At 41.1% G+C, this 14,019-nt stretch carries 9 protein-coding genes and 3 pseudogenes; 11 read left to right on the top strand and 1 reads right to left on the bottom strand.

Annotation, left to right across the window (positions count from 1 at the left end; translation table 11 throughout):
* Positions 1-122 precede the first annotated feature (122 nt).
* The 4 genes from HMPREF2867_RS04330 (at position 123) to HMPREF2867_RS04320 (ending at position 2,608) form a co-directional block, all read left to right on the top strand.
* Positions 123-1,004 carry a class II fructose-bisphosphate aldolase gene (locus tag HMPREF2867_RS04330; protein WP_002885816.1) on the top strand — a complete coding sequence of 294 codons (882 nt, stop codon included), beginning with the start codon at positions 123-125 and terminating at the stop codon, positions 1,002-1,004.
* A 300-nt stretch (positions 1,005-1,304) separates the two neighbouring features.
* Positions 1,305-1,661: a hypothetical protein gene (locus tag HMPREF2867_RS04325; RefSeq protein WP_002892073.1), complete on the top strand. Its 357-nt coding sequence runs from the start codon at positions 1,305-1,307 to the stop codon at positions 1,659-1,661.
* Positions 1,662-1,693: 32 nt separating this feature from the next.
* Positions 1,694-2,032, top strand: coding sequence for a hypothetical protein (locus HMPREF2867_RS11530; protein WP_080611667.1), 339 nt, complete (start codon positions 1,694-1,696; stop codon positions 2,030-2,032).
* 15 nt (positions 2,033-2,047) lie between these two features.
* Positions 2,048-2,608, top strand: a complete 561-nt coding sequence (locus HMPREF2867_RS04320; RefSeq protein WP_070576053.1) for a TIGR01440 family protein — start codon at positions 2,048-2,050, stop codon at positions 2,606-2,608.
* Between the two features lie 44 nt (positions 2,609-2,652).
* On the opposite strand, the pseudogene HMPREF2867_RS04315 reads toward HMPREF2867_RS04320, so the two are convergent.
* Positions 2,653-3,180 (bottom strand): annotated as a pseudogene (locus HMPREF2867_RS04315) (UTRA domain-containing protein); the annotation flags it as partial.
* Between HMPREF2867_RS04315 and HMPREF2867_RS04310 the strand changes: the two are divergent.
* The 7 genes and pseudogenes from HMPREF2867_RS04310 to HMPREF2867_RS04280 form a co-directional block, all read left to right on the top strand.
* A pseudogene (locus HMPREF2867_RS04310) lies at positions 3,176-4,210 on the top strand (alpha-amylase family glycosyl hydrolase); the annotation flags it as partial. The pseudogenes HMPREF2867_RS04315 and HMPREF2867_RS04310 sit on opposite strands and share 5 nt — an antisense overlap.
* An 81-nt stretch (positions 4,211-4,291) precedes the next feature.
* The gene (locus tag HMPREF2867_RS04305) at positions 4,292-6,187 is read left to right on the top strand and encodes a M13 family metallopeptidase (RefSeq protein ID WP_064523541.1); all 1,896 of its coding nucleotides are present in this window, start codon (positions 4,292-4,294) and stop codon (positions 6,185-6,187) included.
* A 116-nt stretch (positions 6,188-6,303) separates the two neighbouring features.
* Positions 6,304-8,916 (top strand): annotated as a pseudogene (adhE, locus tag HMPREF2867_RS04300) (bifunctional acetaldehyde-CoA/alcohol dehydrogenase); the annotation flags it as partial.
* Between the two features lie 158 nt (positions 8,917-9,074).
* Entirely contained in the window at positions 9,075-9,920 is an 846-nt protein-coding gene (locus tag HMPREF2867_RS04295; RefSeq protein ID WP_038676871.1) for a hypothetical protein, read from the top strand.
* Between the two features lie 25 nt (positions 9,921-9,945).
* A complete protein-coding gene (locus HMPREF2867_RS04290) occupies positions 9,946-10,923 on the top strand; it encodes a hypothetical protein (protein ID WP_038676869.1) in 978 nt (325 codons plus the stop codon).
* A 159-nt stretch (positions 10,924-11,082) separates the two neighbouring features.
* Positions 11,083-12,567 (top strand): threonine synthase, encoded by a 1,485-nt coding sequence (thrC, locus tag HMPREF2867_RS04285; RefSeq protein ID WP_037604102.1) that lies wholly within the window; start codon positions 11,083-11,085, stop codon positions 12,565-12,567.
* Positions 12,568-12,627: 60 nt separating this feature from the next.
* Complete coding sequence (locus tag HMPREF2867_RS04280) at positions 12,628-13,914, top strand: MATE family efflux transporter (RefSeq protein WP_022496091.1); 1,287 nt, start codon at positions 12,628-12,630, stop codon at positions 13,912-13,914.
* Positions 13,915-14,019 lie beyond the last annotated feature (105 nt).

Raw genomic sequence — 14,019 nt, 5'->3', positions numbered from 1 at the left:
TTTTTTGTATTAAAAAATCAAAACGCTTACAAATTGTAGAAAAGCTAGTTTTTTGAGTTCAATTGTGATAGAATAAACTTGTAAACGGGTTCAAACCCAAAAAAATATAGGAGGCCTTTATAATGGCAATCGTTTCAGCAGAAAAATTTGTCCAAGCAGCTCGTGATAATGGTTACGCAGTTGGTGGATTTAACACAAACAACCTTGAGTGGACTCAAGCTATCTTGCGTGCAGCAGAAGCTAAACAAGCTCCAGTACTTATCCAAACTTCTATGGGTGCAGCTAAGTACATGGGTGGTTACAAATTGTGTAAAGTCCTTATCGAAGAATTGGTTGAATCAATGGGTATCACTGTACCAGTTGCTATTCACCTTGACCACGGTCACTACAATGACGCTTTGGAATGTATCCGTGTAGGTTACACTTCAGTTATGTTTGACGGTTCACACCTTCCAGTTGAAGAAAACCTTGAAAAAGCAGCTAAAGTTGTTGAATTTGCACACGCTAACGGTGTATCAGTTGAAGCTGAAGTTGGTACAATCGGTGGTGAAGAAGATGGTATCATCGGTGATGGTGAATTGGCACCAATCGAAGATGCTAAAGCTATGGTTGCAACTGGTATCGACTTCCTTGCAGCAGGTATCGGTAACATCCACGGTCCTTACCCAGAAAACTGGAGCGGACTTCACCTTGACCACTTGCAAAAATTGACAGAAGCTGTTCCTAACTTCCCAATCGTATTGCACGGTGGATCAGGTATTCCTGATGATCAAATCCAAGAAGCTATCAAACTTGGTGTTGCTAAAGTTAACGTTAACACTGAATGTCAAATCGCATTTGCTAACGCAACACGTAAATTTGTTGCTGAATACGAAGCAAATGAAGCAGAATACGACAAGAAGAAACTCTTCGACCCACGTAAATTCTTGAAACCAGGTTTCGAAGCTATTACAGAAGCTGTTGAAGAACGTATCGACGTATTCGGTTCAGCAAACAAAGCTTAATTAGACTATATAAGCTTGAAAATAAAGGGTTTGTCCAATATGGACAAGCCTTTTTCTTATGTTTTGCCACAAATTTGCCACACTTTCTAAATCTCAGTTCCTTTTGATTATAGATGTAGTGCAAACAAAGCGCAATTAGGCTATTAAAACAAGGTCCTTTCTGGGTCTTGTTTTTTTGTACCCAAATAAATAGTTAGTATCTGCGAATCAATCTGTGATTGAGAGGAAACAAATTTTAAAGATTGGATATGGCTTTGGTTGATAGATTCTATTTCCTAACTTTTTAAGATATGCTATAATATGAATATGTTTGATAATTATATTGTACCTGTATTTTTTGGTGGTGGAGCTCTTGCTCTACTAGGTTTAGTGTTATTTGGTTGGGCCTTGCCTTCATTTTTGAAGGGTAAGTGGTCTTATTTGATTTCTTTGCTAGGTTTAGGTTTGGTTGCTTTTGCCTATTTTGATGCGGCGATTGTTATCACTTATAAAATCTGGCTTGGATTGCTAGGTGTCATCATGATTGGTTGGGGACTTCCTTTCAACAATCGCAAGGGACGCCGTGCGATGACTATTTTCTGGGCTGTCATGGCAATCGTTGTGGGTATTGCTGCTATTGCATTCACTATTGCTTATGGTGTCATTAACCGCCACTAACATGAAACTGTAAAACATGCTATAATAATGGCATGTTTTATTTTATGACCCTATCATTTATTATCATGCCTGCCTTGGGCTGCTTCTTAATAGGCTTGGCTTTTGCTAAATCAGATTGTTGGGAGTTTTCTTGGATATTATCCTTAATAGGTTTAGTGGCCTTTATTTCTTCTTTTTGGCATATAGCACGCGTAGATTTATGGTTTATGCTAAGTTATAGTGTTGGTCCTTTTTTGATGGGATTTGGTTTCTCTTGGGATCTAAGTAAGAAACGCCGTAGGCAGTTATTATTATTAGGGGTATTTTTCCTTATCTTTTTTGTGATTCTGTACTATCTTATTGTGCGAATCCTGAATACAGCTGTTGTCTAAAGGAGGGCTGTTGTGATGTTGCTAGATTTAGAAGAGAAGACACGTGTGCTTGTAGAAGATATTGTTGAACGTTCCGCTATTGGGCGAGGAGCTATCTTTGTCTTGGGATTGTCTTCCAGTGAGGTCGCTGGTGGGATAATCGGAAAAGCCTCTAGCCGTGAAATTGGCCAACGAATTGTGAAAACGATTCTTGAAGTTTTGGAACCTAAAGGAATTTACTTGGCTGTTCAAGGATGCGAACATCTGAATCGTGCTTTGGTTGTTGAGCGTGAGCTCGCCATGGCTAAAGATTTGGAAATTGTTAATGTTCTTCCGACCTTGCATGCTGGGGGAAGTGGTCAGCTGGCTGCTTTCGACTATATGAAGGATCCTGTTGAGGTGGAGGAAATTGTCGCTCAGGCTGGTATCGATATTGGGGATACCTCTATTGGTATGCATGTGAAGAGGGTCCAAGTTCCTCTTCGCCCGATTGCTCCAGAATTAGGTGGTGCCCATGTGACTGCTTTGGCGAGTCGACCTAAGTTGATTGGTGGTGCTCGTGCGGAGTATCTAGCAGATCCTATCCGTAAAAACTAAAAAGTATCGGACAAGTGTTCGATACTTTTTCTTTTGGATTCGTTTTAGTGATGACGCTTGGCATAGTCGACAAATTTGAATTTTTCAAGTTTGTGTCGACTTTCGGTGAACTGAAACTGATTTCCATTATTCAGATAAACTTTTGAGCGTATGCAGACGACGTGGTGATCTTTACCGATATCGATGAGGATTTTGTCTTGCTCGGTAGTGTTGTCAATTGTGATTTCTTTAAAGGCATGAGAAATGCTAAGGTGGAGCTGATTCTCAAGGTAATCATAGATGGAGTTCTCAGCGATGCCACGGTTGAGTTGAGGCATAAGCCTCGCATCCAGGTAATCAATATCAACGACAGAGGCACAGCCATCAACGACTCTTTGCCGAATAAGACGCCAAACCTGTTGGCTTCTTGAAAATCCAGTTTTTTCTGAGAGATTGGTGTCAACGATGATTTTATCTAGAGAGATAACGTTGGTTTGTGATTTAATGCCTTGTTGTTCTATGAGCTCTTGGTAACTGGTTAAGTCAGATACAGGGAAGTTCACTTGTTCATGGCTAATAACTTGAGAAAAGGACGAAGTTTTAGTAGATTGTCCAGAAAATGAAGGGAAACCGGCTTATACGGATAAACCAATCGTGCATGATTATCTTCACATGATGAATGAAGCGACCTTTGGTTCTGACGATAGTTTTATGACGGTCGGAGAGATGTCTTCAACAACCATTGATAACTGTGTTCTTTATTCGGCACCGGAACGTCAGGAGTTGTCTATGGCCTTTAACTTCCACCATTTAAAAGTGGACTATGAAGATGGACAAAAATGGACCATTGCTCCCTTTGATTTTGAAGAGCTCAAGCGCCTCTACCACACCTGGGGCAAGGAAATGAGTGATCGTGGTGGATGGAGTGCCCTCTTTTGGAATAACCACGACCAACCTCGTGCCTTGAATCGCTTTGTGGATATTAAGAATTTCCGTAATGAAGGGGCTACCATGCTCGCAGCTAGCATCCACTTGTCACGTGGAACACCATACATCTACATGGGTGAAGAAATCGGGATGATCGATCCAGAGTATGACTCGATGGCAGATTACGTGGATGTGGAATCCATCAATGCTTATCAAATGCTCTTGGACCAAGGTAAATCTCCTGAGCAAGCCTTCAAGATTATCCAAGCTAAGTCACGTGATAATTCTCGTACGCCCATGCAATGGGATGCTTCTCTAAATGCAGGTTTTTCAACAGGCACTCCATGGTTGAAAGTTGGTAAATCTTATAAAGACATCAACGTTGAAAATGAAATCGATGGACCAATCTTTAAATTCTATAAAGAATTGATTCGCTTGCGCAAAGAAATGCCTATCATTTCAGAAGGAAGCTATCAGCCAGCACTTGAAGATAGCAAGCAGGTCTACGCCTTTGAACGCCACTTAGACGGTCAAAAACTCTTGGTGCTCAATAATTTCTATGGAAGTGAAGCTGAAGTGGAGATTCCAGAAGAATACCAAGCAGGGCGCGTGCTCTTGTCCAACTATGACGATGCGGAGCTTGCTGAAAAGGTAAGTCTTAAGCCTTATCAAACCCTAGCAATCTTAGTAAAATAAGCCAAACTTTCCTCAGTAAATGCTTTTGCTGGGGAATTTTGTTATAATGAAAGCACTTTTAATGTTGATGGAGGAAGTGTAATGACACGCTTACAAGATGATTTTTATGAATACGTCAATGGGAAATGGGCTGAGACAGCAGTCATTCCAGATGATAAACCTTCGACTGGTGGCTTTATGGACTTGGATCGAGATATCGAAAACTTGATGTTGGATATTACCGGAAAATGGCAACGGGGAGAAGAATTACCCGAAGATAGCATTCTGCAAAACTTTGTCAAATACCACAAGATGGTAGCTGATTTTGATGCACGAGAAGTAGCTGGTGTGGCTCCAGCCATGCCCTTGATCAATGAAATCAAGGCTCTGTCTTCTTTTGAAGACTATACCAGCAAGTTGGGCACCTATGAACTAGCTGGCAAACCAAATCTCTTGCCATTTAGCGTGTCGCCAGACTTTAAGAATGCCCAAATGAATGTCTTGTGGGGAGAAGCACCGGCTCTCATCTTGCCAGATACGACCTATTATGAAGAAGGCAACGAAAAAGGCCCAGAATTACTGGCTATCTGGCGTCAAATGATGGAAAAACTCTTATCTAAATTTGATTTCTCAGAGGAAGAAATCAAAGATATTCTGGATAAAGTGATTGCAGGGGACGCAGAATTGGCCAAATATGTCTTGTCGAACGAAGAAAAATCAGAGTACAACAAACTCTACCATCCCTATGAGTGGGCGGATTTCAAGGCCTTGGTCCCAGAATTGCCACTCGATGCCTTCTTTACAGAAGTAATCGGACAAACTCCAGATAAAATCATCGTGCCAGAAGAGCGTTACTGGAAGGAATTCGCACCAACATTCTACTCAGCAGCCAACTGGGAGACCCTTCATGCTGCATTGAAACTCGGCGCAGCTCTTTCTTGGACTCTATTTTTGACGGAAGAAATCCGTGTTTTGGCTGGTGAATATAGTCGTACGATTGCAGGTATTCCAGAACCTCGTCCAAAAGAAAAAGCAGCCTTATCAATAGCAGAAGTACCATATAGCCAAGCGCTTGGACTCTGGTATGCAGGTGAAAAATTCTCACCAGAAGCAAAAGCAGACGTAGAGCATAAAGTTGCAACTATGATTGAGGTTTACAAAGATCGTCTGGAAAAAGCAGATTGGCTCGCCTCTGAGACTCGTGAAAAAGCCATTGTCAAACTCAATGTCATCACACCTCATATCGGTTACCCTGAAAAGTTACCAGAAACTTATGCCAAGAAGGTTATCGACGAGAGCAAAACCTTGGTTGAAAATGCTCAGACTCTCTACGAAATTTCGATTGCCCATAGCTGGAGCAAGTGGAACCAACCGGTCGATCGTAGTGAATGGCACATGCCGGCTAATATGGTCAATGCCTACTATGATCCGCAACAAAACCAAATCGTCTTCCCAGCAGCGATTTTGCAGGCACCTTTCTATGACCTTCATCAATCTTCCTCAGCTAACTACGGTGGAATTGGAGCGGTCATTGCTCATGAAATTTCACACGCCTTTGATACCAATGGTGCTTCCTTTGATGAGAATGGTAGCTTGAAAGACTGGTGGAAGCCAGAAGATTACGAAGCCTTTACCGCTCGTACCCAAAAAGTCATCGATCAGTTTGAAGGCCAAGACTCTTACGGTGCTAAAATTAACGGGAAATTGACCGTTTCTGAAAACGTGGCAGATCTAGGAGGCATCGCTGCAGCCCTTGAAGCCGCTAAGAAAGAGGAAGATTTTTCAGCAGAAGAATTCTTCACCAACTTTGCTCGCATCTGGCGCATGAAAGCTCGGACAGAATATATGCAACTTCTTGCAAGTGTTGATGTCCACGCACCAGGAAAACTCCGTACCAATGTTCAACTACCAAACTTCGACGAATTCCACAAGGAATTTGACGTTAAAGAGGGCGACGGCATGTGGCGTGCCCCAGAAGATCGCGTGATTATTTGGTAATAATGATGAAATCTGTCCAAAAATGGACGGATTTCTTTATTTTTTATCGTTGTAAGGGTTTACATAGCGACTAGAAAACGCTATAATATACTTGTGTTAAAGCTTGTGAAGTTTTTAACAAGTATTCAAAGGAGTTTCATATGACTAAACAAACTAAAGATGTTCAAACAGTAATTGATGAATTGGCAACAAAGGGTGTTGAAGCCCTTGATGCTATGGCTAACTTTACGCAGGAGCAAGTGGACCATATTGTTCACCAAGCTGCGATTGCTGCCCTAGATAAACACATGTATTTGGCTAAATTGGCCGTTGATGAAACAGGGCGTGGTATTTATGAAGATAAAGCCATCAAGAACATGTATGCTTCTGAATACATTTGGAATAGTATTAAATATGACAAAACTGTAGGCGTTATTGCTGAAGATAAAGAACAAGGTTTGGTTTCTATCGCTGAACCGGTCGGTGTTATCTGTGGGGTTACACCAACAACTAACCCAACTTCAACAACGATTTTCAAAGCCCTCATTGCATTGAAGACACGTAACTCTATTGTCTTCGCCTTCCACCCATCAGCTCAAAAATCATCTGCAGAAGCTGCTCGTATTGTTCGTGATGCGGCTATTGAAGCAGGTGCTCCTAAGGATTGTATCCAGTGGATTGAAGAGCCATCTATCGAAGCAACTGGTCTTTTGATGAACCATCCTAAGATTGCTACGGTACTTGCGACTGGTGGACCTGGTATGGTTAAGGCCGCTTATTCAACTGGTAAACCAGCTCTTGGTGTAGGAGCCGGGAACGTACCATCTTATATTGCTGCTGATGCTAAAGTTAAACGTGCTGTCAACGATATCATCGTTTCAAAAACTTTTGACAATGGTATGATTTGTGCTTCTGAACAAGCAGCTATCGTTGATGCAGCTATTTATGATGAAGTTAAGGCTGAATTCGAAGCACATCAATGTGTCATCATTTCTAAAAAAGCTGATATTGCTAAATTGGAAAAAGTCGTTCTTAATGAAGCACGCACAGCTGTAAACGGCGCTATTGTAGGTCACTCAGCTATTGAAATTGCTGAAAAAGCTGGTCTTAAAGTACCTGCAGGTACAAAAATGCTTTTGGCAGAAATTCCAGATGCAACAATGGAACATCCACTTGCCTTGGAAAAATTGTCTCCAGTACTTGCCCTTATCAAATCTGATGGCGTTGAAGATGGATTCAAAAAAGCAGAAGGCATGCTCAATTTGGGAGGTCTTGGACATACAGCTGTTATCCACACTGAAAATGAAGAGCTCCAACTCCAATACGGTATTCGCATGAAAGCTTGCCGTATCTTGGTGAATAGCCCATCGGCTGAAGGTGGTATTGGTAATATCTACAACAACATGATTCCATCATTGACTCTTGGTTGTGGTTCACACGGTCATAACTCAGTTTCACACAATGTTAGCTCATTTGATCTCTTGAATGTTAAGACATTGTCAAAGCGTCGCAATAACATGCAATGGTTTCGCGTCCCACCAAAAATCTTCTTCGAAAAAGATTCAATAACTTACTTGCGCCACATTGAAGCTGACCGCGTGATGTTGGTTTGTGACCCTGGTATGGTTCAGTTTGGTTACGCTGACTTGGTTAAACGCCAATTGGAACTTAACCGCCACAGACCAGCAGTAGATGTTTTCTCAGATGTTGAGCCAAACCCATCTACTAATACAGTTTATAAAGGATTGGAACGTTTTGTAGACTTCCAACCAGATGTGATTATCGCTCTTGGTGGTGGTTCTGCAATGGATGCTGCTAAGGCTATGTGGATGTTCTTTGAACACCCAGATGTAAGCTTCTTCGGCGCTAAACAAAAATTCTTGGATATCCGTAAACGTACCTACAAGATTCCTTACGCTCAGAAGACACAATTCATCTGTATCCCAACTACTTCAGGGACAGGTTCAGAAGTAACGTCATTTGCGGTTATCACTGATAGTGAAACTCATATCAAGTATCCATTGGCAGATTACGCTTTGACTCCTGATATTGCCATCATTGACCCTGCTTTGGTTATGAGTGTGCCTGCTAGTGTTACAGCAGATACAGGTATGGACGTTTTGACTCACGCTATTGAGTCTTACGTATCAGTAATGGCTAGCGACTATACACGTGGACTTTCACTTCAAGCGATTAAACTTGTTTTTGAAAATCTTGAACATTCTTACCGCTTTGGTGATGAAGAATCACGTGAAAAGATGCATAATGCGTCTACAATGGCTGGTATGGCCTTTGCCAATGCCTTCCTTGGTATCAACCACTCACTAGCTCACAAGATTGGTCCTATGTTTGACATTCCACACGGACGTACCAATGCGATTTTGATGCCTCACGTAATCCGTTACAATGGTCGTGATCCTCAAAAACACGCTATGTTCCCTAAATATGATTACTTCCGTGCAGACAAGGATTACGCAGATATCGCTCGTTTCATGGGATGGGGTACTGACAAACAATCAGATGCTGAATTGGTTGAAGTTTTGGCACAAAAAGTTTACGAATTGGGTGTTGCCGTTGGTATTGACATGAACTGGAAAGGACAAGGGGTTACGAAGAAACTTCTTCAAGACACTGTCTATACTTTAGCGGAGCATGCGTACGAAGACCAATGTACAACTGCTAATCCAAAAGAACCTCTTATTTCAGAATTGAAAGAAATTATCGAAGTTGCCTTTGACTACAAAGGTTAAGTGATAGACTAAAGTAGCTCTGTGAGGGCTACTTTTTTGCTAAAAGCTACTATATTAGAGTGTTCATCCAAATTAAAAATAAAGGACTTTCCTGAATAAGATAGAAAAACGCTTTAAGAATTGTTATAATAACCTTACGGTAAAATAAGGAGAGTTCTATGACAAAAGAAGAAGGGCTTAGTTTGAATGCCACGGCGCATCCTCTCAAGCCTCATGAAATGAGGCCATCAAGGGCCTCCATAGAAGGGAATAGGGCGACTAATAAGTTTAAAGAGTTTAATGCTGATAGGATGGTGAGTGTTCAATTCAATCCTAGTCAAAAAGTAAAAGAATCAAAGGAGCCAGTAACCTCAAAGAATATTGTGGGGATGGTATCAGGTGTTATTGCAGCGATACTCACTATCCTTTTGATTGTTTGTATCGTAATGGGTTACCGTTATCGAGCTGCCAGCATTGAGGGCGAGTGGACAAGCCTGACCTTTAGTGAGAAAATGTTAGCGACTCTAAAAGATACTGCTACTACTAAGAATAAAGTTAGTAATGCTTTACCACAAGGTCAAAATCTTATCACCGATATCAATACAGCAATGAGTATTACTGACAATAAGGCTCACTTAAAAGTGAGCTTTGTTTACAATCGTAAAGGTCTTTATCAGGCTTACCAGAGTAGAGTTACTGAATTGAAAGGTCAGTATGGCGAGGAGTTCTCGGAGGTTTTTGATAGTTATTCATTGTCAGAAAAAGACTACTATAAACAGTTTGATGAGACAGTGAAGAAAGAACTTCCAAAGAGTTATACCTACGATGCCAAAACCGGTCGTGTTACAACAACTGCTTTCACGGGTGATATTAACCGTTGGGAGCAAACAATCACTGTGGATAAGGCTGGAGATTCAGATGCTTTTAAAAAAGGTGATGTATTAGATTATACGCCCAACAATGAAGGTTTTACTATCAAGGCACACAGTGAATTTGGTGACATTAGCTTTACAAAAAATAAATAAAAAAGGAAATTAAAGGGGAATATAAATGACAAGAGAAGAATGGTTGGACTATTTTGAGACGGTAAACGGACGTAAGCCGAGTGTTCAGGAAATGGCGGATGCTTTGAAAGCTGGAGAGTTTGTTAATGAAGCACCAGCTAAAGCTGAAGATACAGTTACTACTGAACCTGTTAAGGTTGAGGCAGAAATCGTCGAGACAAGCACTAGTCCTCTACCAACAGAAACGGCACCAGTAGTAACAGCAACTGCACCTTCTACGGTTGCTTTTCCAGAAGGGCAAGCAGCTATGGCAAATTTGGCTCCTAAGAAACAAATGGATCCCAAAAAGAAAAAACGCATCCTAGTCTCAGTTTTGTCAGCGGTAGTCCTTGTCTTCTTATGTATCGGTGGCTTTATGACTTACCGTTATGTGACAGGTAATATTGATGGCAAATGGTACAGTAGTTCTCTAGGTAGAGAGTATAGTTCAAGCATGTCTGAAAGTTTGACAGACTTGGATAGTAAGGAGCTTGAAAAGTACTTTACAGATACTGCTGTAACCATGAAAGTAAAAGGTAGCAATGCGAAGGTTACTGCTAGCTATACTTTTGATAAGAAAACTTATATCAAGGACTATCGTGAGAGGGTTCAGAAGTCCTTCTCAGCCTTTGGAGATTTATTTAAAGCCTTTTATGGAGATTCCTTTGAAAACTATTACAGTGAGGAAACCATAGAAAAAGAACTTGATGAAGCTCTTGAAAAAGCTGCGAAAGACAGTGGTCAAAAGTATGATTCGAAGACAGGCGAAACAACGACAACCCTTTTCAAAGGGAAGGTTAGCCGTTTGGGACATAAGATGACTGTTACTTCTGTCAACAAAGACGTTGATATTGATGGTCTCAATGTGAAAAAAGGCCAAGAGCTAAAAGTGACTAAAAAAGATAAGAAAGTAACGCTTAGTGGTGATGGCAAATCAAAAGATATTACTTTCTCAACTAAGAATGACACCAAAGATAAATTTTAAGATGACATCCGGAATAGCTATTCCGGATTTTTTCATGTCTTTGAGAGGAAAGAATAAGGTGATATCCGGATGATTTTCTCACAAGTCACAATACGTGTAGAAATATTCTGACAATTATGCTACAATAGAGCCACAGACTATCTAAAAAGAGGATTTACCATGACACTTGTATACCAATCAACACGTGACGAAAATAATAAAGTAACAGCTAGTCAGGCTATTCTTCAAGGTTTGGCAACAGATGGTGGTTTGTTCACACCGTTGTCAACGCCTGAGGTTACTTTGGACTTTGATCAATTGAAAGATGCTTCTTACCAAGAAGTTGCTAAATTGGTCTTGTCAGCTTTCTTGGATGATTTTACTGAAGAGGAATTGGATTACTGTATCACAAATGCTTATGATGACAAGTTTGATACAGCTGCCATTGCACCAGTAGTTAAACTTAAGAACCACTACAACCTTGAGCTTTTCCATGGTTCTACCATCGCTTTCAAAGACATGGCCCTTTCAATCTTGCCATACTTGCTAACAACATCAGCTAAAAAGCAAGGTGTTGATAATAAAATCGTTATCTTGACAGCGACATCAGGTGACACTGGTAAAGCTGCCATGGCTGGTTTTGCAGATGTTCCAGGAACTGAAATCATTGTCTTTTATCCAAAAGACGGTGTTTCAAAAATCCAAGAATTGCAAATGACCACTCAAACAGGAGCTAATACGCACGTTATTGCCATTGATGGTAACTTTGATGATGCCCAAACAGATGTGAAACGTATGTTTAATGATGTTGATTTGCGTGAGAAATTGTTGGCTCATCATACGCAATTCTCATCAGCTAACTCAATGAATGTTGGTCGTTTGGTACCACAAGTGGTTTACTATGTATATGCCTATGCACAGTTGGTTAAGGCAGGTCATATCCAAAACGGAGATAAGGTGAACTTCACAGTACCAACAGGAAACTTTGGTAATATCTTGGCGGCTTATTATGCACGTCAGATTGGTGTTCCAGTTGGCAAATTAATCTGTGCTTCTAATGAAAATAACGTCCTTACAGACTTCTTCGCAACGGGTACTTATGATAAGAAACGTGACTTCAAGGTAACAACAAGCCCTTCTATGGATATCTTGGTATCTTCTAACTTGGAACGTTTGATTTTCCACCTTCTTGGTAATGATGCTACTAAGACTAAAGAGCTTATGGATGCACTTGTGACTAAGGGTGAGTATACTTTGGCTGATGCAGATAAAGATATTCTTGATTTGTTTGCAGCAGGTTTTGCAACTGAGGATGAAACAGCTGCTGAAATCAAGCGTGTCTATGATGAAGACAAGTATATCGAAGATCCTCATACAGCAGTTGCCTCAGCTGTTTACGAAGCATATGTTCAAAAGACAGATGACCACACACCAACAGTTATCGCTTCAACAGCTAGCCCATACAAATTCCCACGTGTGGCAGTTTCAGCTGTCACTGGTAAAGATAGTGGGAATGATTTCAAGGCAGTAGAAGATTTGCACCAACTTTCAGGTGTAGCTATCCCAGCTGCTGTAGATGGACTTGAACATGCAGAAGTTCGCCATAAAACAGTTGTTGCGGCAGCTGATATGCAAAAAGCAGTTGAAAGCTATCTTGGTGTATAAGAATAAAAAAATAGGAGCTGAGAAATCAGCCCTATTTTTATCAATATAGAAAAGAATATTATGACAGAAACAAAGAAAATTCTAAACATAGCCTTGCCTGCTATGGCCGAAAACCTTCTACAAATGTTGATGGGGGTTGTCGATTCTTACCTAGTGGCTCAGGTGGGTATTGTCGCTATATCGGGGGTTTCCGTAGCCAATAATATCATTACGATTTACCAAGCTATCTTTATTGCTCTAGGAGCCTCAAGTGCCAGTGTCATTGCCAGGAGTTTAGGAAAAGGTGATGTTAAAGCGACTAACCGAGACACTTGGGATGCTATTATTATTACCCTTGCTCTTAGTCTCATCCTTGGTCTACTTTCCATTTTTGGTGGTGGGGCCATTCTTAATCTTTTAGGTACTGAGCAATCTGTGACTCAGGCTGGTAGTCTCTACCTTGCTCTTGTCGGTGGAGGAGTGGTTTTCCTAGCCTTGATGACCACTTTTGGTAACATCCTACGGGCCAAGGGACGACCTCGTATTTCCATGGTCATCAGTCTTTTGACCAATGTTCTAAATGCTATTTTATCTTCTTTAGCCATCTTTGTGGGACATTGGGGGATTATTGGGGTCGCAACGGCTACGGTTTTCTCTCGTCTGGTTGGGACAGTGATACTCTGGCAAGCGATGAAACTGGATGTGAAGCAGCTTGAAATTACCAAACCTTTTAATAGAGATTTGTTGGGCATTGCCCTGCCAGCAGCAGGTGAGCGACTGATGATGCGTGCTGGAGATGTGGTCATCGTGGCTATTATTGTTACCTTTGGTACAGCCGTTGTCGGTGGTAACGCCATTGGTGAAAACCTCACTCAGTTTAACTATATGCCTGGTATGGGAGTCGCTACGGCTACGGTTATCTTGGTTGCCAATAGTCTGGGTCGAGGGGATAAGACGCAGATGAAGCGTATTATACGAGAGTCTTATTGGATTTCCACCTTCTTGATGGTTCTGGTTTCAGGGAGTATCTTGCTCTTTGGCCAAGGATTATCAGGTCTCTTTACAGATAATAAAGCAGCTATTGCGGCTAGTCAGGTAGTTATTCTTTATTCTTTCCTTGGGAATCCTGTGACTTCGGGGACTTTAGTTTACACAGCAGTTTGGCAAGGTCTGGGTAAGGCTAAGATGCCTTTCTATGCGACAACTATTGGGATGTGGATTATTCGAATTTTCTCAGGATACTTCCTTGGGGTGAGTCTGGGAATGGGTCTTGCTGGTGTCTGGATTGCAACCGTTGTTGATAATGTATGGCGTGCGATCTTCCTCTACGTGATGTACCGTCGTTATCTCGTAAAGAGAAAGTTTTAATGATAAATACTGAGGAGATACTCTTATTCAAAGGGTATCTTCTTCTTATTTTTTACAAGTAGGCTCGAATATGGTAAAATAAGCTGATAAAAACTTTTTGAGGTA

The sequence above is a fragment of the Streptococcus sp. HMSC064H09 genome (assembly GCF_001812625.1).
Lineage (GTDB): Bacteria > Bacillota > Bacilli > Lactobacillales > Streptococcaceae > Streptococcus.
This window is presented reverse-complemented; position numbering and strand designations above follow the sequence as displayed.

Bases quoted from the DNA above. Each gene is read 5' to 3' on its own strand.
- HMPREF2867_RS04330 (WP_002885816.1), top strand. From the start codon at position 123: ATGGCAATCGTTTCAGCAGAAAAATTTGTCCAAGCAGCTCGTGATAAT.
- HMPREF2867_RS04325 (WP_002892073.1), top strand. From the start codon at position 1,305: ATGAATATGTTTGATAATTATATTGTACCTGTATTTTTTGGTGGTGGA.
- HMPREF2867_RS11530 (WP_080611667.1), top strand. From the start codon at position 1,694: ATGTTTTATTTTATGACCCTATCATTTATTATCATGCCTGCCTTGGGC.
- HMPREF2867_RS04320 (WP_070576053.1), top strand. From the start codon at position 2,048: ATGTTGCTAGATTTAGAAGAGAAGACACGTGTGCTTGTAGAAGATATT.
- HMPREF2867_RS04305 (WP_064523541.1), top strand. From the start codon at position 4,292: ATGACACGCTTACAAGATGATTTTTATGAATACGTCAATGGGAAATGG.
- HMPREF2867_RS04295 (WP_038676871.1), top strand. From the start codon at position 9,075: ATGACAAAAGAAGAAGGGCTTAGTTTGAATGCCACGGCGCATCCTCTC.
- HMPREF2867_RS04290 (WP_038676869.1), top strand. From the start codon at position 9,946: ATGACAAGAGAAGAATGGTTGGACTATTTTGAGACGGTAAACGGACGT.
- thrC (WP_037604102.1), top strand. From the start codon at position 11,083: ATGACACTTGTATACCAATCAACACGTGACGAAAATAATAAAGTAACA.
- HMPREF2867_RS04280 (WP_022496091.1), top strand. From the start codon at position 12,628: ATGACAGAAACAAAGAAAATTCTAAACATAGCCTTGCCTGCTATGGCC.